The organism is Clostridium sp. CTA-7 (assembly GCF_054768095.1).
This window is the reverse complement of record NZ_BAAAAV010000006.1, coordinates 55,936-74,375: the sequence shown is the minus strand read 5'-3', so window position 1 is coordinate 74,375 and position 18,440 is coordinate 55,936. Positions and strand designations below refer to the sequence as shown.

General features: G+C 28.8%; 16 protein-coding genes and 1 riboswitch. Of the genes, 12 read left to right on the top strand and 4 right to left on the bottom strand.

Going from position 1 to position 18,440, the window contains the following annotated elements:
- Positions 1-74: 74 nt before the first annotated feature.
- The 4 genes from ACYUEX_RS12555 to ACYUEX_RS12540 all read left to right on the top strand — a co-directional run bounded on the left by ACYUEX_RS12555 (position 75) and on the right by ACYUEX_RS12540 (position 2,621).
- Positions 75-527 carry a hypothetical protein gene (locus tag ACYUEX_RS12555; RefSeq protein WP_411169440.1) on the top strand — a complete coding sequence of 151 codons (453 nt, stop codon included), beginning with the start codon at positions 75-77 and terminating at the stop codon, positions 525-527.
- 139 nt (positions 528-666) lie between these two features.
- Complete coding sequence (locus tag ACYUEX_RS12550; protein WP_460288509.1) at positions 667-1,506, top strand: hypothetical protein; 840 nt, start codon at positions 667-669, stop codon at positions 1,504-1,506.
- A gap of 12 nt (positions 1,507-1,518) precedes the next feature.
- A complete protein-coding gene (locus ACYUEX_RS12545) occupies positions 1,519-2,361 on the top strand; it encodes an Mrp/NBP35 family ATP-binding protein (RefSeq protein WP_411169442.1) in 843 nt (280 codons plus the stop codon).
- Between the two features lie 71 nt (positions 2,362-2,432).
- Positions 2,433-2,621, top strand: coding sequence for a ferredoxin (locus tag ACYUEX_RS12540; RefSeq protein ID WP_460288508.1), 189 nt, complete (start codon positions 2,433-2,435; stop codon positions 2,619-2,621).
- Positions 2,622-2,796: 175 nt separating this feature from the next.
- Here the strand turns inward: ACYUEX_RS12540 and ACYUEX_RS12535 are convergent, their stop codons facing one another.
- The 3 genes from ACYUEX_RS12535 to ACYUEX_RS12525 all read right to left on the bottom strand — a co-directional run bounded on the left by ACYUEX_RS12535 (position 2,797) and on the right by ACYUEX_RS12525 (position 4,383).
- Complete coding sequence (locus ACYUEX_RS12535; RefSeq protein ID WP_411169444.1) at positions 2,797-2,997, bottom strand: hypothetical protein; 201 nt, start codon at positions 2,995-2,997, stop codon at positions 2,797-2,799.
- Positions 2,998-3,074: 77 nt separating this feature from the next.
- Positions 3,075-3,536 carry a PadR family transcriptional regulator gene (locus tag ACYUEX_RS12530; protein WP_411169445.1) on the bottom strand — a complete coding sequence of 154 codons (462 nt, stop codon included), beginning with the start codon at positions 3,534-3,536 and terminating at the stop codon, positions 3,075-3,077.
- 1 nt (position 3,537) lies between these two features.
- Positions 3,538-4,383, bottom strand: coding sequence for a DegV family protein (locus tag ACYUEX_RS12525; RefSeq protein ID WP_460288507.1), 846 nt, complete (start codon positions 4,381-4,383; stop codon positions 3,538-3,540).
- A gap of 327 nt (positions 4,384-4,710) precedes the next feature.
- On the opposite strand from ACYUEX_RS12525, the gene nrdD reads away from it, so the two are divergent.
- The 6 genes from nrdD (at position 4,711) to ACYUEX_RS12495 (ending at position 13,098) form a co-directional block, all read left to right on the top strand.
- Entirely contained in the window at positions 4,711-6,828 is a 2,118-nt protein-coding gene (nrdD, locus tag ACYUEX_RS12520) for an anaerobic ribonucleoside-triphosphate reductase (protein ID WP_460288506.1), read from the top strand.
- A 404-nt stretch (positions 6,829-7,232) separates the two neighbouring features.
- Positions 7,233-8,396 carry a homocitrate synthase gene (gene nifV / locus ACYUEX_RS12515; protein ID WP_460288505.1) on the top strand — a complete coding sequence of 388 codons (1,164 nt, stop codon included), beginning with the start codon at positions 7,233-7,235 and terminating at the stop codon, positions 8,394-8,396.
- Between the two features lie 21 nt (positions 8,397-8,417).
- Positions 8,418-10,340, top strand: coding sequence for an aconitate hydratase (locus ACYUEX_RS12510; RefSeq protein ID WP_460288504.1), 1,923 nt, complete (start codon positions 8,418-8,420; stop codon positions 10,338-10,340).
- 117 nt (positions 10,341-10,457) lie between these two features.
- Complete coding sequence (locus tag ACYUEX_RS12505; RefSeq protein ID WP_460288503.1) at positions 10,458-11,735, top strand: CapA family protein; 1,278 nt, start codon at positions 10,458-10,460, stop codon at positions 11,733-11,735.
- A 22-nt stretch (positions 11,736-11,757) separates the two neighbouring features.
- Positions 11,758-12,267, top strand: a complete 510-nt coding sequence (gene nrdG / locus ACYUEX_RS12500; protein ID WP_460288502.1) for an anaerobic ribonucleoside-triphosphate reductase activating protein — start codon at positions 11,758-11,760, stop codon at positions 12,265-12,267.
- A gap of 69 nt (positions 12,268-12,336) precedes the next feature.
- A riboswitch (purine riboswitch) is annotated at positions 12,337-12,438 on the top strand.
- Positions 12,439-12,525: 87 nt separating this feature from the next.
- Entirely contained in the window at positions 12,526-13,098 is a 573-nt protein-coding gene (locus ACYUEX_RS12495; RefSeq protein WP_460288501.1) for a xanthine phosphoribosyltransferase, read from the top strand.
- Between the two features lie 73 nt (positions 13,099-13,171).
- Here ACYUEX_RS12495 and ACYUEX_RS12490 read toward each other — a convergent pair whose 3' ends face one another.
- Entirely contained in the window at positions 13,172-15,187 is a 2,016-nt protein-coding gene (locus tag ACYUEX_RS12490) for a penicillin-binding transpeptidase domain-containing protein (RefSeq protein ID WP_460288500.1), read from the bottom strand.
- 416 nt (positions 15,188-15,603) lie between these two features.
- Between ACYUEX_RS12490 and ACYUEX_RS12485 the strand changes: the two genes are divergently transcribed.
- Together ACYUEX_RS12485 and ACYUEX_RS12480 are read left to right on the top strand one after the other, a co-directional pair.
- Entirely contained in the window at positions 15,604-17,079 is a 1,476-nt protein-coding gene (locus tag ACYUEX_RS12485) for a leucyl aminopeptidase (RefSeq protein ID WP_460288499.1), read from the top strand.
- 264 nt (positions 17,080-17,343) lie between these two features.
- Positions 17,344-18,411 carry an SIR2 family protein gene (locus tag ACYUEX_RS12480; protein WP_460288498.1) on the top strand — a complete coding sequence of 356 codons (1,068 nt, stop codon included), beginning with the start codon at positions 17,344-17,346 and terminating at the stop codon, positions 18,409-18,411.
- Positions 18,412-18,440: the final 29 nt, after the last annotated feature.

Genomic DNA, 18,440 nt, shown 5'->3' with positions numbered 1-18,440 from the left:
GAGTATATTAAATGAATAAGAAAAAAATTTATATAATGGCTCTACTGTTATTCCTAATGTTTCTTATTCTTTGTATGAAGAATTTATTTATAAATGATATAAGAAAAGTTGCAATTTCAAATAATAATATAGAAAAATTTAATGACCATTTATTGAGAGAAGGAAAATATAAAGTTTCATTGCCAGAAGGTTGGGAGATAGATGAAAAAAATACAAGCTATAATAGTGATATAAATATTATTTTTAATAATAAAAATAATATAAGTGGCAATATTTCTATTATAACTGGAGATGTAGAAGATATTGCGGAGAATATTGCTGTTAATGATGCTAAGATTATAGTTGTTGATGATTATGATTATACTTGGAATATAGTAAGTATTAATAAAGAGAAATTCATAAATAAATACTATATAAGAAAATACTCAGAGGGAAAAGTTCTTATAATCAAATATTTTTATAAGTCTGGAAAAGAAAAAAATAGCATAAATGTTGTCTTTGATACAATATCGAAGAGTTTTCAATAATTCTTTAATAAAATTTGCTATTAAAGAATTAAAGTATTATAATTTATTTATAGTTAAGGAGAAGCTAATGCTTCTCCTAATTAATTATAATTTATTGTAGGGACACTATTGACTTTTTAAATAGAGGGGAATGATACAATTGAAAAAGCCAATAAAAAATATAATTACTATATTAGTAATAATCCTATCGGTTAGTTTAACATCCTGTGGAGTGATGGATAATATAAAGGGTAAGTTTAAGAGGGATAATGGTTATTTTGACTACTTAGGAAGTGGAAAAGTAGATGTTATAAGTATTCAAAGTGTTAGGGATAAGTCGTTTAAATTTATTGTAACAGATGATAAAGCTATATTAAGTATGTATGAACTTTTATCAAAGGCAAAAGTTAGTGAAAAAAAATCTGATTTACAACCAGATTACATATTTGAAATAAAAATAGGTGATGAAGTTAAAAAATTTAACTATATAGTAGGTGCCTATGATGGTAATTTTTATGATGAAAATATGAGCTTTACAGTATCTAAAAGATTAGATGAGAGCATAATACAAAATTTATCTATTATAAGAAAGCCTAGAGATTTTGAATACATATATTATAACTCAATATTAGAAGTTATGAATCGAAAGAAAAAAGAACTTAACGATGGAAATAATAAGGTTGGAATTGATATTCAAGGAGATATAGATTGCCTTAAGTATATTTTTTCAGCTGATATAGAAGACTTTTTAGAGAGAGCTAAGAAAATTACTCCTAATGTTGAAATGGTAGAGAATAATGAGAGTGAATTTGATATAGTTATAAAGGTTAAGAATAGAGGACATAATTCAACTGTATATAAAAGTAATATAACAGTAGAAGATAAGAAGAATAAATTAGAGGATTATTACTATGTAGTTGGGGAAAATGAATTTAAAGAATGGAACATTGATATTTACTCAAAAAAAGATGTTCCAAAAGAGGTAGAAAAAAACTGGTAGGAGGTAATAATTATGTCAGGTTGTTCAACTTGTCCAAGTAAAAATAAATGTAGTTCTAAAGAAACAGTAGGCTCACAAGGTTGTGGAAAACTATTGCCGAAGTACGGTGAAATAAAAAATGTTATTGGAATAATTAGTGGTAAAGGTGGAGTTGGTAAGTCTACAGTTACTGGTATATTAGCAAGTACCCTAAGAAAAAAAGGATATAAAGTTGGAGTTTTAGATGCAGATATAACAGGTCCATCAATGCCAAGATTTTTTGGTATAAATGATAAAAGAGCAGTGATAGAACCGATAGATGAAAATAATTTTAAATATAATCCTGTAGAGTCTAAGGGTGGAGTAAAGGTATTATCAATGAATTTACTAATACCAAAAGAAGATGATCCAGTTGTATGGAGAGGGCCTATAGTAACAAGTGTATTAACCCAATTATTTACTGATACTATTTGGGGAGAATTGGATTACTTATTAATAGATATGCCACCTGGAACATCAGATATTACATTGACAGTAATGCAAAGTTTTCCTATAACAGAACTTATAATTGTTTCAACACCACAAGATATGGTTTCTATGATAGTTAAAAAAGTAATAACGATGGCAAATAAAATGCCATTACCAATAAGAGGCGTTATAGAGAATATGTCTTATATTCTTTGTCCGGGATGCGACACAAAGATGAGGGTGTTTAGTAAAAAATCTGCAGAAGAACACGCTGAGTATTTAGGAGTTCCTTTACTTGGAGAGCTACCTATAAATGTAGATTTAACTGAAGCTTTAGAAATGGGAGCAGCAGAAGAGTATGTAATTAATAATGATTTATACTCATTAATTTTTGAAGGTTTATACTAACAATACATAATATTTATATTTACTGGGGATATTATTACTGAATTTTAAAAAAGAAAGGAAGTAATAATGATATGAAGGCTCATGTAGATAAGGATATTTGTATTGGATGTGGACTATGTCCATCAATTTGTGAAGCAGTTTTTGAAATGGATGATGATGGGAAAGCAGTAGCTAAGGTTCCAGATGTTCCTAGCGACAACGAGGACGAAGCTAAGGATGCTGAAGCAAGTTGTCCAGTAACTGCGATAAGTGTTTCATAATAAAAAGATGCTTGATATCAAGCATCTTTTTATTATTTAGGAAATTATAAGAAGCTTACCATGTGAATAGCTTTTTATAATTTCCTTCCTTCAGTTTTGAAGTTTGCCTATGTAATTTGGTGATGACTTGGATGACACGACGGAATAAGCAAAATTACATAGGCGAAATTTTTTATTAGAAAAAATCTACTAATTTGTCTTGTGTAATTTTAGGATTACTATTAGTATTACAACTTAAGCTGTTTGAATTTATATTTACAAAAGCACCAATACTTAAATAATCACTTACTTGAGAAAGAGGAACTTTAACAACAGTATCATCTTCCAATGCTACAAATGCTTCAAAGTAATTATAATCAATAATTTTACCTTTCAAAATAACACCACCTAGAAATTATTAATATTATTTTGTGTAAAATTATAAATAAAATACATAAGGAGAATATAACTAATTTATTTATAAAGATCTTTATATATTATTTTAAAAACTTTTAAAGCTTCTTCTATTTTGGGTTTTAGAAGATGTTTTCTAGTATTGTATTCATTTAGTCCTTTAGGTGTAAGAGAGTACACCTTTTGAAATTTCTTCTTAGGATCATCCCATTCACCAGTAATATATTCATCTTTTTCAAGTTTTTTTAACAAAGGATATATTCCACCTGTACTGGGAATCCAAAATCCATTTGTACGCTGGCCTATTTTATTTGCGATATCATTTCCATTAGTAGGTCCTGTGGTAAGTATATGAAGAACATAAATAGGTAATAGCCCTTTAGTAAATACTTGGCCAACAGATTCTTTTTCTTTTTGAATCTTTTTTAGTTCTGCTAATTTTCTTTTATATTCTTCATGAAGTCTTTTTTCCTCTTCTTTTATATCTTCTATACTGCTTAAGTGAAGATTATACTTATCCATGTTAATAAACCTTTTGAATTGCTAGGCCAAGTAAACCCGGTCCTCCATGTACACCTAAAGCAGGGCTTATTTGAGACATATCAAGGTTAACTATATTTTTTAATGACTTTAGAGATTCCATAAATTTTTTAGCCTCTTCTAAAGCTCCACCTTGGAGAACCCAAACCTTACAAGGTCCTAAAGCAAGTTCATCCTTTAATATATTTGTTAGTTTTAGTATAGATTGTTTTCTTCCTCTAGCTTTACAAACGGTATAATAAACACCATCTTCATCAACAGATACAACAGGTTTTAAATTTAACATTTCACCTATTGTACCAGAAATTTTACCAATTCTTCCGCCTCTTTTTAAGTATTCTAATGTATTTATAGTAAAGTATCCACTAATTTTTTCTCTTATTTTTGGTATAGAATCTACTATCTCTTGAAAGCTTTTGCCACTTTCAATTAAATTAGAAATTTCTAGTGCAATGATACCTTCTGGCATAGCCAAAATTTTAGTGTCAAAAACATGTGATGTTAAATTAGGATGATCCTCTAATGCCAATCTTATAGAGTTAAATGTTCCAGATAAACCACTAGACATAGTTACAGCAATAACGTGAGTATATCCTTCATTTTCTAATGAAACTAAAATTTCTTCTGTATTGTCTGCACTTGGTAAAGAAGTTTTAGGAACTTCTTTTTCTAAGTTGTTATAAATTTCATCAGCAGATATATCTATTTTATCTATATATTCCTTATCAGAATAAATAATTTTAAGGGGTAGTAACTTTATATTTTTTTCTTTAAGTATTTCAAGAGATAAATCACAAGCGCTATCAACTAATAATGCTATTTTTTGCATAAAAATCCTCCCGATATCAAATTAAAATCATAATTTTATAATCTCAAAATAATCAAATTATATACATTTGATTATATCATATCAAATATATATATCAATACTGATACTGTTTTTAGTTATCAGTACTGATATAGTTTTTTATACTAAGAATCTTTACTATAAATTTTTAGTTACTTATAAGAAAAGTCTAAATAAAAGGAGAAAAATACCATAAATTAAATTAAAACTATAAAATATGAGTACCCTATAATTTGATATGAATATTTTTAGAGAGTATAATAAATAATAGTATTAAATACAATATATTGTATGGCGGAGGTTATATAAATGCTATATGTAGTAAAAAGAGATGGTAGAGAGGTTTCGTTTGATTCAATAAAAATAGCTACGGCAATAAAAAAAGCAGGAGATGAAATAGGAATTAATTTAAGGGATATTGAACTTTTAGATATAGTTAAAAAAGTTATAAGCTATATAGAATTATCAGGAAAAGAAAAAGTAACTGTTGAGGAAATTCAAAACTTAGTTGAAAAAGCATTGATTGATAGTAAATATGAAAATATTAAAGTGGCATACTCTAATTACAGAAAAGAAAGAACTAAGGTTAGAGCAATTAAATCGGATTTAATGAGGGCCATAGAAAAAATAGGAATAGAAACAGATAGAGATAATGCTAATGTTGGAAATAATTTTAGCTCTAAGTTGCTAAGAATAGCGTCAGAGTCTAATAAGTGGCACAATTTAGCTGTTATGCCTAAACATTTAGCAAAGGCCCATGAAAATGGAGATTTATATTATCATGATTTAGATAGCTATAATTTAACTACTAATTGTTTACACATACCGACTAGGGAGATTTTAGAAAAAGGATTTAATACTGGATATGGCACTATAAATCCACCTAAAAGAATAGAAACAGCGGCAGAACTTTCTTGTATTTTACTTCAATCAACTCAAAATGATATGTTTGGAGGGCAGTCACATCCAGACTTTGATAATGACCTGGGTATATTTGTTGAGCCTACAAGGAGAGAGTTAATGCTAGAGTTGGAGGAGCTTGGTTTAGATAAAGAAAAGATAGAGACATTAACAGAAGAAAGATTGAAAAAGAGAGTGCATCAGGCTATGCAAGGAGTCGTATATAATTTAAATACTATGCATTCAAGAGCAGGATCACAGGTTCCATTTAGCTCAATAAACTTAGGGATACCAAACTCTGAAGATGCTGCATTAATATGTGAAGTATTCTTATTAGAGTATGAAAAGGGATTAGGTAAGGGAGAACAACCTATATTTCCAAACATAATATTTAGAGTAAAAGAAGGTGTAAATAGGGATCCTGGAGATAAGTACCACTATTTATATCAATTAGCTTGTAAAGTTGCAGCTAAGAGAATGAATCCTACATTTATGAATATAGATGCTGATTTCAATAAAGAGTATTATGATATGGGATATATGCCAGCAACTATGGGATGCAGAACTTATTTAATGAAAAATGTTAACGGAGAGCCTGGTTGTAAGGGAAGAGGTAATATAGCTCCAGTAACTATTAATCTACCTAGAATAGGAATTCAGGCAAAGGGGAATATCCAAGTATTTTTTATTATATTAGATAAAAGATTGGAGCTGGCTAAAGAAGCCTTATTACACAGATATGATATTTTGAAAAAGCTTAAGGTTAAAGATTTACCTTTTGTTGCAGGTCAGGGTTTGATGAAGGGATCTGAGGGACTTTCGCAAGAGGATTCAATAGAGCCAATATTAAAGCAAGGAACTTGGGGAATTGGGTTTATAGGTCTTACAGAAACATTAGTTGCTTTAACTGGAAATCATCATGGAGAAAATATTAAATCAAGAGAATTAGGGATTGAAATAATAAGTTATATAAGAGCATTTATTGATAGATCAACAGAAGAAACAAAATTAAACTGGAGTTGTTATGCAACACCAGCAGAAGGTCTTTCAGGTAAATTTATAAAAAAGGATAAGAAGGCCTTTGGAGTTATTAAAGGGATAACAGATAAAGATTATTACACTAATAGTTTTCATATACCAGTTAATTATCCAATATCTATAAAGGATAAGATTGATATAGAAGCACCTTATCACAAATTATGTAATGCAGGTCATATAAGTTATATAGAAGTAGATGATTCTCCATCTGGTGAAGCTATTATGGATATATTAAATTATGCGTATAAAAATACTAACATAAGTTATTTAGGAATAAATTTCCATATAAGATATTGCAAAAATTGTGGAAAATACTTAAATAGTAGTGAAAGAAAATGTATTGAGTGTGGAAGTGACGATATACAAGGTGTATCAAGAGTAACTGGTTATTTAAGCTTAGATGAAAGATTTGGACCTGGGAAGTATGAGGAAAGAGCAGATAGAATATCTCATGTAGGAAGTAAGAAGAATAACTATAAAGTTTTATAAAATATAGTAATACAGTAGATTAATATTTTCTTTAAGTAGAATTTATTTAAAGAAAATATTAGTTATAAATATTAAAAAATATAAGTAGAGGATTGTAAATTTAGGTTTTAATAAATTTACAATCCTTTTTTTGAACTAAATCAATGATGCAAGATTTTTATGAAATATTTCATTTTTATGATTTTTAGACCTGTTTTAAGTGTTTTAGTTACGTTATTTGAAATAAATTTATAAAATGTTGCAATTTTCATAAAAGTCAGATGAAATTCACTTGTTTGAAGTTAGTGTGTATGCTAAAATTAGTAATAATAATTATAGGAAAAATATAATTTATTCATTTATTAATTGGGGTCAAGTTAATTAGCAATAAGCAGTAATTATTTTTGAAAAGGGGGAAATTGAATATGTCCATTAAAAATTTAAATAATGGTAAAGAAATTTTTATTGTGGATACTACTTTAAGAGATGGAGAACAAACAGCAGGAGTTGTTTTTGCAAATGAAGAAAAAATAGCAATAGCTGAAATGTTAAGTGACATAGGAGTTGATCAGTTAGAAGTAGGGATACCTACAATGGGTGGAGATGAAAAGAAAGCTATAAAGCAAATTGTTAAAAGAAATAAAAAATCAAGTATCATGGCTTGGAATAGAGCTGTAATAAAGGACATAGAAGAGTCAATAGATTGTGGTGTAGATGCTGTAGCTATATCTATATCAGTATCAGATATTCATATACAACATAAGCTTAAGACATCTAGAGAATGGGTACTTGAAAATATGGTTAAGTCAGTAGAGTTTGCTAAGAAAAATGGCTTATATGTATCTGTTAATGGGGAAGATGCATCAAGAGCAGATAGAGAGTTTTTAGTTCAATTTATTGAACTAGCCAAACAAGCTGGCGCTGATAGATTTAGATATTGTGATACAGTAGGTATAATGGAGCCATTTAAAATTAATGAAGATATAAAGCACTTATATTCAAATACTAATTTTAATATTGAAATGCATACTCACAATGATTTTGGAATGGCAACAGCTAACGCTATAGCAGGAGTTATGGCTGGAGCATCACATGTTGGAGTAACAGTTAATGGTTTAGGAGAGAGAGCTGGGAATGCAGCTCTAGAAGAAGTTCTAATGGCTTTAATGTTTGTTTATAACTATGATAAAAATATAAATACAACTATGTTTAGAGAGGTTTCGGAATATGTCTCTAGGGCATCAGGAAGAATATTACCTTCATGGAAAGCTATAGTTGGAGATAATATGTTTAGGCATGAATCAGGAATACATGCAGATGGGGCAATAAAAAATCCTAAAAACTATGAAGCTTTTGATCCTAAAATAGTTGGATTAGAAAGACAAATTATTATAGGTAAGCATTCTGGAAAAGCTGGAGTAGTAAGTAAGTTTAAAGAATATGGGGTAAATTTAGATGAAAAATCTGCTCAAGTTATACTTGAGATGGTAAGAGCAACATCGGTAAGGCTTAAGAGAAGCTTATTTGATAAAGAAATTGTTCAGATATATAAAGAATATTTAAGGCTAAGTGAAGAACAAAGCAATTAATTAAAAGGGGGCAATAAATAAATGGGGCATAACTTAGTTTATAAGATTTTAAAAAGTCATTTAGTAGAAGGAAAGATAGAATCAGGAAAAGAAATAGGTATAAAAATAGATAGAACATTAACTCAAGACTCAACAGGAACAATGGCATATTTGCAATTAGAAGCCATGGAGATAGATAAAGTAAAAACAAAAAAATCCGTAGCTTTTATTGATCACAATATGCTTCAACAAGGATTTGAAAATGCTGATGATCATAAATTTATACAAACTGTAGCATCAAAATATGGGGTTTATTTTTCAAAGCCGGGTAATGGTATATGCCATCAAGTATTTCTAGAAAGATTTTCAGTTCCAGGGGACACTCTCATAGGTTCAGATAGTCATACACCAACTGCTGGAGGGGTTGGAATGCTTGCAATGGGAGCAGGTGGATTAGATGTGGCTTTAGCAATGGGGGGAGGAGCCTACTATATAACAATTCCGAAAGTCTGTAAAGTAAACTTAGTTGGTGAATTAAAGCCAATGGTTGCAGCTAAGGATATAATATTAGAAGTTCTTAGAAGACTTACAGTTAAAGGCGGTGTTTCCAGAGTATTTGAATATTCAGGAGATGGAGTTAAAACTCTTTCAGTACCTCAAAGGGCTACTATAACCAATATGGGTGCAGAGCTTGGAGCAACAACATCTATATTTCCAAGTGATGAAAAGACCTTAGAGTATTTTAAGGCACAAGGAAGAGAAAAAGATTGGGTAGAGTTTAAAGCTGATGAAGAAGCAGTATATGATGAAGAGATTACAATAGACTTAAATAACCTTAAGCCTTTAGCTGCTAAACCTCATAGTCCTGACAATGTAGAAGTGGTTGAATCTATTGGAAAAATAAAAATTGATCAAGTAGCTATAGGAAGCTGTACAAATTCTTCTTATGAGGATTTAATGAAAGTAGCAAAAATATTAAAGGGAAGAAAGGTTCATAAAGATGTAAGCTTAGTTATAGCTCCAGGCTCAAGGCAGGTTATGGAAATGATAGCTAGGAATGGAGCGTTAGGGGATATAATAAGTGCTGGAGCAAGAATATTAGAAAATTCTTGTGGACCATGCATAGGAATGGGACAAGCGCCAGGAACTGATGGTGTATCATTAAGAACTTTTAATAGAAACTTCTATGGTAGAAGTGGAACATTATCTGCTAAAGTATATTTAGTTAGTCCAGAAACAGCAGCAGTTTCTGCAATAAATGGAGTCCTCACAGATCCAAGGGAACTAGATATAGATATCACAGTAAAAATGTCAAAAGAATTCTTAATTGATGATTCTATGATAATAGAGCCGGCAGAAAATGGTGATGATGTAGAAGTTGTAAGAGGATCTAATATAAAGCCATTCCCTGTAAATAAAGAGTTAGGAGAGAATTTAAAAGGTAAAGTGATTATAAAAGTACAAGATAATATTACAACAGATCATATAATGCCATCTAACTCGAAATTACTACCATTTAGGTCTAATATACCTTATTTAGCAGAATACTGTTTTAATACATTAGATGAAGGATTCCCTAAGAGAGCTAAAGAAAATAATGGAGGTATAATAGTTGCTGGAAATAACTATGGACAAGGATCTAGCAGAGAGCACGCAGCATTAGCACCGCTATATTTAGGAGTTAAAGCTGTAATAGCAAAATCTTTTGCAAGAATTCATAAAGCCAATTTAGTTAATAATGGAATTGTTCCTATGGAGTTTGAAGCAGAAGTTGATTATAATAAAGTAAATCTTTTAGATGAGCTAATTGTGGATGACATCAAAGCAGCTTTAGTAAATGGGAAGGCTAGAATAAAAAATTTAAGTAACGGTACCAGTTTTAATGTATATGTTAATTTAAGGGATAAAGAGGTAGATGTAATAAAAGCTGGTGGAAGATTAAATTATGTTAAATTAAATAGTTAAATATAAAAAAAATTGCATGTGAGAATACATGCAATTTTTTTTGCCTAATAGTATGTTTACTTTATACTTAATGTTATATAATTAAGTTAAAATATGTAAAATAAGGGGATATTTACGATGAGTAGAAGAAAAGTTTTAATTTTATTAATGGTTACAATTATTATAATCATATCAGGAATATTCTGCATATCTAAATTCCAGGTATTATTAAGTAAACATAACACTATTTTAGAAAACTCAGATAATGAAAATCTAGAAAAGGATATAGAGAAAGATGTTATTAAAAAGGAGGATAATATAAAAGCTATTGAAGTGGTTGCAACAGGAGACTTTTTAATACATAAGGAGATATTAGAAACTCAGTATAATACTAAAGATAACACATATGATTTTAAAAATACTATTCAATATGTAAAAAATTATCTAAATGATGCTGATTTAACTATTGCAAATTTAGAGGGGACCCTTTCTGGTATTGAGAATTATGGCTATTCAGGCTATCCAAGTTTTAATGCACCAGACGAATTGGCTGATGCAATGAAATGGGCTGGAGTAGATGTAGTTAATAATATGAATAATCACTCCTTAGATAGAGATGTAAGAGGCTTTAATAGAACTAGAGAGATCTTAAAAGATAGAAATTTTGATATAATAGGAACAAGAGGAAATACTAATGAAAATAGGTATACAATAAAAGATATTAATGGTATTAAAATTGGGATTATCTCTTATAGCTACACTATGACGGCTGAGGGGGGAGCTAGAGGATTAAATGGAGCAGTTATTCCTCAGGATATATATCCATTAATGAATACATTTAGAGAAGATACATTAGATTTAGATTTACAAGAAATGAAGGATAAGATAAATGATATGAGAAGCTCTGGAGCAGAGGTTATAATATTTTATATGCATTGGGGAGATGAATATGAGTTAGAGCCAAATAATACTCAAAAGAAGATAGCTCAATTTTTAGCTGATGAAAAAGTAGACATAATATTTGGTACTCATCCACATTCATTACAACCTATAGATATTTTTAAATCTAGTGATGGTACTAAAGAAACCGCAGTTATATATTCCATGGGAAATTTTCTATCTAGCCAAAGAACTGAAAGAATACAGAATCCATATACAGAAGATGGTGTTATAGTATCAGTAAAAATAAGCAAGAATATAGATAAAAATGAGATAGAAGTAGAATATCCAACATATATACCAACTTGGGTTAATTGGTATGATAAAGATGGAAAGTTATTTTATGAAGTTGTTCCAGCAACTATTAATAATGCTGAGTATTTAACAGAAGAGGGTAAAGTAAGAGTAGTAGAATCCTTTAATAGAACCAAGGGAATAATAGAGCAGTATAGTGATAAAATAAAATTAAGAGAATAATTAAATAAAGGGGATGTTATATATGAAAGGTAGTATAAGGCTTTCCGGTATAGCTTATGAAAGTTTAGTTAATGGGCCTGGAATAAGAAGAGTATTTTTCTCTCAAGGATGCAAACATAACTGTGAGGGATGTTTTAATCCTGATACTCATGATTTTAATGGTGGAGAAGAAAAAAATATGGATAGTCTTATTGAAGATGTACTAAATAATCCTATTATTAAAGGAGTAACATTTAGTGGAGGTGATCCTTTTGAGAGAGCAGAAGAGTTTGCATATATGGCTAAAAAATTTAAGGAAAACAATATTAATGTATGGAGTTATACAGGATATACATTTGAGTATATAATTAATAACTTAAGTGCTAAAAATGAATGGAGAGATCTAATTGAGAACATAGATGTTTTAGTAGATGGTAGATTTGAAAAAGATAAGTTAAAAGATGGATTAAGATTCAGAGGTTCTACCAATCAAAGAATAGTAGATGTTAAAAAAAGCTTAAATGAAAATAAATTATATACATTAAATTATTAATACTATTGGTTAAAATTTGTAATTTAAATAGTTTATTGATATTTTTTATATATGAGTGCTATAATAAATCAAAAAGATATAAATAGTATTCGTATATGCTTGAAAATATGGTTCAAGTGTTTCTACTAGGAAACCGTAAATATCCTAACTACGAAATTCAATTGTTGCCATGTATTTATTTGGCTTTATTACATGAATTGCTGAGGAAGACAAGCTTTTGAGAATACTATATCATTAAGTAATAAAGGGGATAATTATATGGAAAAGTTAAAAGAAAAAATCCTAAAAGAAGGAAAAGTTAGAGAAGGAAATATATTAAAAGTAGATTGTTTTTTAAATCACCAGATGGATATAAGGTTTTTAAATGAGGTTGGACAAGAGTTTAGAGAAAGATTTAATGGACAAAAAATAGATAAAATACTAACAATTGAAGCTTCAGGAATTGGTATAGCAGCTATAGCATCTCAATATTTTGACTATGTTCCAGTAGTTTTTGCAAAGAAAACTGAAAGTTTAAACTTAGATAAAGAGGTATATGAATCAGAGGTCCATTCCTTTACAAAAAACAAGACTTATAAAGTTAGGGTTGGAAAACAATTTATAAATGAAGGTGAAAATATACTAATAATAGATGACTTCTTAGCCAAAGGTTGTGCTGCTAAAGGGATGATAGATATAGTAAAACAATCATGTGCTAACTTAATTGGAGTTGGAATAGTTATAGAAAAAGGCTTCCAAGAAGGAAGAAGCGTTTTAGAAGATATGGGAGCTCGTGTTGAATCACTAGCTATAATTGATAAATTTGAGGATAATAAGATAATATTTAAATAATATATAGACTAATAATTAAAAATAATTTTAATAAAAAGCAGTATATAGTGTTTGTCTATATACTGCTTTATTTCTATCTATTTAGATAATATTCCATAACATTTCTTACTTTAGGAACAGTTACATGGCTATGCCCTCTATCTTTAACATCTTCAATAATCATTGATAAGGAAATTTTAGATGTATCTGGATCAACAGATACGAACCAACCATTTTCAGTTCCAGTAGTATCATCTTGAGATTTTTTTATTTCAGCAGTACCTGTTTTACCTGCCACTCTAAATCCTGGGACAGCCCCATCTGGAATAGTTGCACCAACATCATTTATTAAAGCAGTAAAGGAATTTATTAATGTAGGCAGATTATCTTTTGATATAGCACCTTGTTTCCAAACTTTTGCTTCAGAATTTTCACTTGTTACTAACCTTGGTTGCATTATATCTCCATTGTTAGCTAAAGAACTGTAGGCTAAAGCTACATGCAAAGGTGTAACCATTATTTCCCCTTGTCCATATCCTGTATCAGCTAATAAAATTTCTCTACTTAAAGCACCATCATTAGAAATTTGTGATTCTTGCATAGGGTATTCAAATGCTAACTTTTCGCCAATACCAAAGTTTTTAATTCCATTTATAAACTTATCACTACTTAGTTCTAAAGCTACTTGTCCAAAATAAATATTATCTGAGTGATTAACCGCATCTTTTAAATTTTCAGGCTTACCAGGATCAGTTACTCTAGTAATTTTGAAATCACCCCAGGAACTATCTTTTTGCCATTCTAATCCTTTAATATCTCTTGTTGCATTTGGGTCTATAACTTTATTTTGTAATCCTATTGCAGAAGTTATTAATTTCATAGTCGAGCCAGGAGAATATATTTTATTAAATCTGTTTATTTCATCAGCGTTATTAGTCTTTTCCCATTTTGATTTTTGAGTTTTAGTTACATAAGTTGTAAAGACATTAGAATCAAAAGAAGGGGCACTAACCATGGCTAATACTTCCCCAGTTTTAGGATTAACAGCTGTAGCAGCTCCTTTTTCACCAGTCATTTCACTGTATATCTTGCTTTGAAGAGCTGAATCTATAGAAGTTTTAATATCTTTTCCATCTTCTCCTTCTTTATTAGCAATAGTAATTTTTTCTTTTCCTCTTTCTATATATATTTCAGCTGAATCTTTTCCTCTTAAAGTTTCTTCGTAAACTTGTTCTAATCCAGCTTTACCTATAAGGCTTGTATCACTATAACCTTTACCTTTATTTGCTTCTAATTCTTCTGCAGTTATACTTCCAATATAACCAATTAATCTGCCAAATGCCTCTCCACCAGTATAGACTCTACCAGCCTTTTGTTTTATTAATATTCCCTCATTGTCTATACTTAAAACCTTAGCTATTTTAGAATCATCTGGTAATATATCTACTAAAGGTACAAAGTGCTCAGGATCAGTATTTTGATCAAGTTTACTTTTTATATTTTCTTCACTTATATCTAGAATATTTGCAATTTCAGTTGTTTTAGTATCTACATTTGATAAATTAAACTTTGCAGGATAAATCCCTATTGTTTTAAGAGTGCCATCTTGTGCTAATGGGTTTCCATCTTTATCTAATATACTTCCTCTTTTTGAAAGAGCGGTATTTACTCTTACTTTATCCTCTTTAGCCATTTGAGGAAAAATCAAACTTTCATCCCATTTAATTTTATATTCTTTATCTTCTTTAACTAGAACTAATTTGTAATCTGTAAGTTCAATGTCTCCAGCTATTGTATTCATTTTTAATTTAAATGGAATAGTTATGATACCATCAGATTTTTCTTTATCACCATTAACTTCTAGTGATAAATTATTAGCATCTATGGCAGAAAATATATTAGTATATCGTTTAATAAAATCTTCTTCTGATATGTTTATTTTTGAATCATTAGTTAGCATTTCATACATACCTTTATAGTCATTTTGTGTCCATTTTTCAGAATAAGCATCAAAGACTTTTTGTGCTTTATCTATTTTGGAGCATCCACTAATTAATAGTATAAATGACAATAATAATGTAGGTATTATAATTAACTTTCTATTTTTCATTTTAATTCATCTACCTTTCTTAAACTATTGACTTATTATAAATTATAGCATTAATTCTATATATTTACATAATATTATTCAATTAAGAGAATTAAAATATTATTTACTAAAGAATTTAAGAAATTATTGAGTTTTTTAATGATATATTTAAATAGAAATGTTTATTAGAGCAGAGTTTTGTTTTATAAAATAAAAAAGCGCCGAAGCGCTTTATAAATAAATGGGGGATGGGACCTGTATTAAACAGGTTTTGTATCTACATTAGTATTATTTACACAAATAAAATTTTTATACAAAAAATTAAAAAAATTTTTTAGAATAAAATATTTTTTCAAACAAATAATAATTGTTATCCATTGAATAGATTTTATAATAATGGTATTATGATTAAAAGACAATTAACGTGAGGTGATAAAATGAATATATCATATAAAAGTTTAACTTGTTCAACAGCGGATGCTCTAGTTATATATTTATTAGAAGATAGTCTTAGAGTTTCAAATGACGAACTAAATAAAAATATAAAATTTGCAGAAGATAAAGAATTATTTAAAGGAAAAAACGGAGAATTATATACATTTACTAGAGAAGTTAATGATAATATACAAACTGTAATATTAGTTGGATTAGGAAAAGAAGAAAATTTGACTTTAGACAATATAAAAGCTGCTACAGGTAAAGGAATTAAAAAGAGTAAAGAATTAAAAATTAATAATATATTCTTAAGAGTTCCACATACAGAGTCTATAAAGCTAGAGGAAATTATAAAAGCTATGGCTTGTTCTGCTAAATTAGCTGACTATACATTTAATAAATACAAGACAGATGCTAAGGAAGAAAAAGAACTTAATGTATCAATAGCAAGATGTGGAATAAAGGAAGCTACTAAGGAAATAGAAGAGGCTATTAATGAAGGTAAAGAAATAGCAGATGGAATCATAATTGCTAGAAACTTAGTTAATGAGCCATCAAATATTATTTATCCAGAAACTTTAGCTAAAAAGGTAGTTGAGTTAGGTACTGAAAGTGGATTTGAAGTAGAAGTTAATGGAGTAGATAAAATTAAAGAATTAAAAATGGAAGCATTCTATAATGTTGCTAAGGGATCTGCAAAAGAACCAAAGCTTATAGTTATGAGATATTTTGGAGATAAAGACAATAATGATAAGGTTCTTGGATTAGTAGGTAAGGGTTTAACTTACGATTCAGGTGGATACTCAATAAAGCCAACAGATAGCATGATGGATATGAAAAATGATATGGGTGGAGCAGCTTCAGTTATAGGAGCGATGTCAATTATTGCAAAAAGACAATTAAAGATAAATGTAATTGCAGTTGTTGCAGCATGTGAAAACTTAATATCTGGAGAAGCTTACAAGCCAGGTGAAGTAATAGGATCTATGGCTGGTAAGACTATAGAAATAGTTAATACAGATGCTGAAGGTAGATTAACTTTAGTTGATGCAGTTCACTATATAATTAATAATGAAAAGGTTGATGAAGTTATAGATTTAGCTACATTAACAGGTGCTGCATTAGTTGCTCTAGGTGAAACTACAACAGCAGTTGTTACAAATAATGATGAATTCTATGGAGAGCTTAAATCTGCTTCAGAATACACTGGAGAAAAGATTTGGCAATTACCAGCTTTTGATGAATATAAAAAAATAATTAAATCTGATATAGCAGATTTAAAAAATAGTGGTGGAAGATTTGCAGGAACAATAACAGCTGGGTTATTTATAGAAGCATTTGTTCAAGACAAACCTTGGTTACACTTAGATATAGCTGGAACAGCTTGGGCATCAAAAAACAGTGATTTAGGAGTAAAAGGTGGAACAGGAACTCCAGTTCATACATTATATGAATTAATAAAGAGAAGAAGTAAGTAATTATAATTGAGAATCACTATAAAATAGAGATTTTGGCAAGTTAAAAAAACTCTATAGAACAGACTATTTTAAAAAGTCTACTCTATAGAGTTTTTTATATTTAGAAGTTTAATCTAAAGATTTTGTTATAATAATTAATAGAAAAATTAATATAGCTAATAAAGTGATTAGTACTTAGAAAATCTAAATCTAATAAATTATAATATATTAAATAATAAAATATAGATGCTTAATAAAATTACGAAAGGAGGGTTTGATAGAAAAATGGATAATGAAAATAAAAGTACGTTTAATAATAAAGAGTTAACTAATAGTGGGAATTATTTTGAGTCATTAGTTTTAAATGCTATATTAAGTGAAAATAATGATAATTGGAAAAAAGTAAGAGAAGAAAGGATCAAAGAGCTTAAGGATATTTATAAAAGAGATAAATTGGTATTATTCCTGGGAGCAGGAATATCTAAAGAAGCTGGAATAAGCGATTGGAATGATTTGATGTCAGACTTATTAATATTTATGATAATGAATAAGTTAAAAGAAAAAAATATTAAAATTTCTCCTGAAGAAGCAGATTTTCTTATAAAAAAAATGAAAGAAACAAATAATAAATCACCTTTATTACAATCAGCATTTATAAAGGCTGCATTAGGAGATTCCTTTGAAGAAAATTTAGCTAACTTACTTTATAAAAATATTAATAATGGAAAGGGAACTTCAGAACTATTAAATAGTATTTCAAGGTTATGTTTAACAAGGAAAAATGGAACTGGAATAAAAGCTATTGTTACATATAATTTTGATGATTTATTAGAAGAAAACTTTAACAAATATAATATACAATATGACTCATTATATAGTGAATTAGATTATACAACTTCATATAAATTGGGAATTTATCATGTACATGGGTTCTTACCTCGTAATCCTAATAAATATCAGCGACTATATGAAGGATTATTGGTATTTTCAGAAGATAGATATCATAGCCTTTATAATGATCCTTATTCATGGACTAATATAACACAATTAAACTTTTTAAGGGAAAACACTACATTAATGCTTGGGCTATCCTTAACTGATCCTAATTTAAGAAGACTTTTATCAATAAGCAATAGAAAGAATAAGATGAAAAAGCATTATGCAATTATGAGAAAAAAAGATTTTAAGAAATCTCCAGAGGATGATAATATAAAAGGCGATATTCTTAAATCGTTTAATATTATAAATAATGATTTATATGAAAAATCCTTTGAGCAATTAGGAATAAGTATTATATGGGTAGAAGATCATGATGATATACCTGCTATAATAGATAGCATTAGATCTGTGTAGAATAAAACTAGGTAAAATATATCTTTATG

What these genes read in the sequence shown, in the direction of transcription:
- ACYUEX_RS12555 (WP_411169440.1), top strand. Translation starts at nt 75, where the DNA reads ATGAAGAATTTATTTATAAATGATATAAGAAAAGTTGCAATTTCAAAT.
- ACYUEX_RS12545 (WP_411169442.1), top strand. Translation starts at nt 1,519, where the DNA reads ATGTCAGGTTGTTCAACTTGTCCAAGTAAAAATAAATGTAGTTCTAAA.
- ACYUEX_RS12540 (WP_460288508.1), top strand. Translation starts at nt 2,433, where the DNA reads ATGAAGGCTCATGTAGATAAGGATATTTGTATTGGATGTGGACTATGT.
- ACYUEX_RS12530 (WP_411169445.1), bottom strand. Translation starts at nt 3,536, where the DNA reads ATGGATAAGTATAATCTTCACTTAAGCAGTATAGAAGATATAAAAGAA.
- ACYUEX_RS12525 (WP_460288507.1), bottom strand. Translation starts at nt 4,383, where the DNA reads ATGCAAAAAATAGCATTATTAGTTGATAGCGCTTGTGATTTATCTCTT.
- nrdD (WP_460288506.1), top strand. Translation starts at nt 4,711, where the DNA reads ATGCTATATGTAGTAAAAAGAGATGGTAGAGAGGTTTCGTTTGATTCA.
- nifV (WP_460288505.1), top strand. Translation starts at nt 7,233, where the DNA reads ATGTCCATTAAAAATTTAAATAATGGTAAAGAAATTTTTATTGTGGAT.
- ACYUEX_RS12510 (WP_460288504.1), top strand. Translation starts at nt 8,418, where the DNA reads ATGGGGCATAACTTAGTTTATAAGATTTTAAAAAGTCATTTAGTAGAA.
- ACYUEX_RS12505 (WP_460288503.1), top strand. Translation starts at nt 10,458, where the DNA reads ATGAGTAGAAGAAAAGTTTTAATTTTATTAATGGTTACAATTATTATA.
- nrdG (WP_460288502.1), top strand. Translation starts at nt 11,758, where the DNA reads ATGAAAGGTAGTATAAGGCTTTCCGGTATAGCTTATGAAAGTTTAGTT.
- ACYUEX_RS12495 (WP_460288501.1), top strand. Translation starts at nt 12,526, where the DNA reads ATGGAAAAGTTAAAAGAAAAAATCCTAAAAGAAGGAAAAGTTAGAGAA.
- ACYUEX_RS12490 (WP_460288500.1), bottom strand. Translation starts at nt 15,187, where the DNA reads ATGAAAAATAGAAAGTTAATTATAATACCTACATTATTATTGTCATTT.
- ACYUEX_RS12485 (WP_460288499.1), top strand. Translation starts at nt 15,604, where the DNA reads ATGAATATATCATATAAAAGTTTAACTTGTTCAACAGCGGATGCTCTA.
- ACYUEX_RS12480 (WP_460288498.1), top strand. Translation starts at nt 17,344, where the DNA reads ATGGATAATGAAAATAAAAGTACGTTTAATAATAAAGAGTTAACTAAT.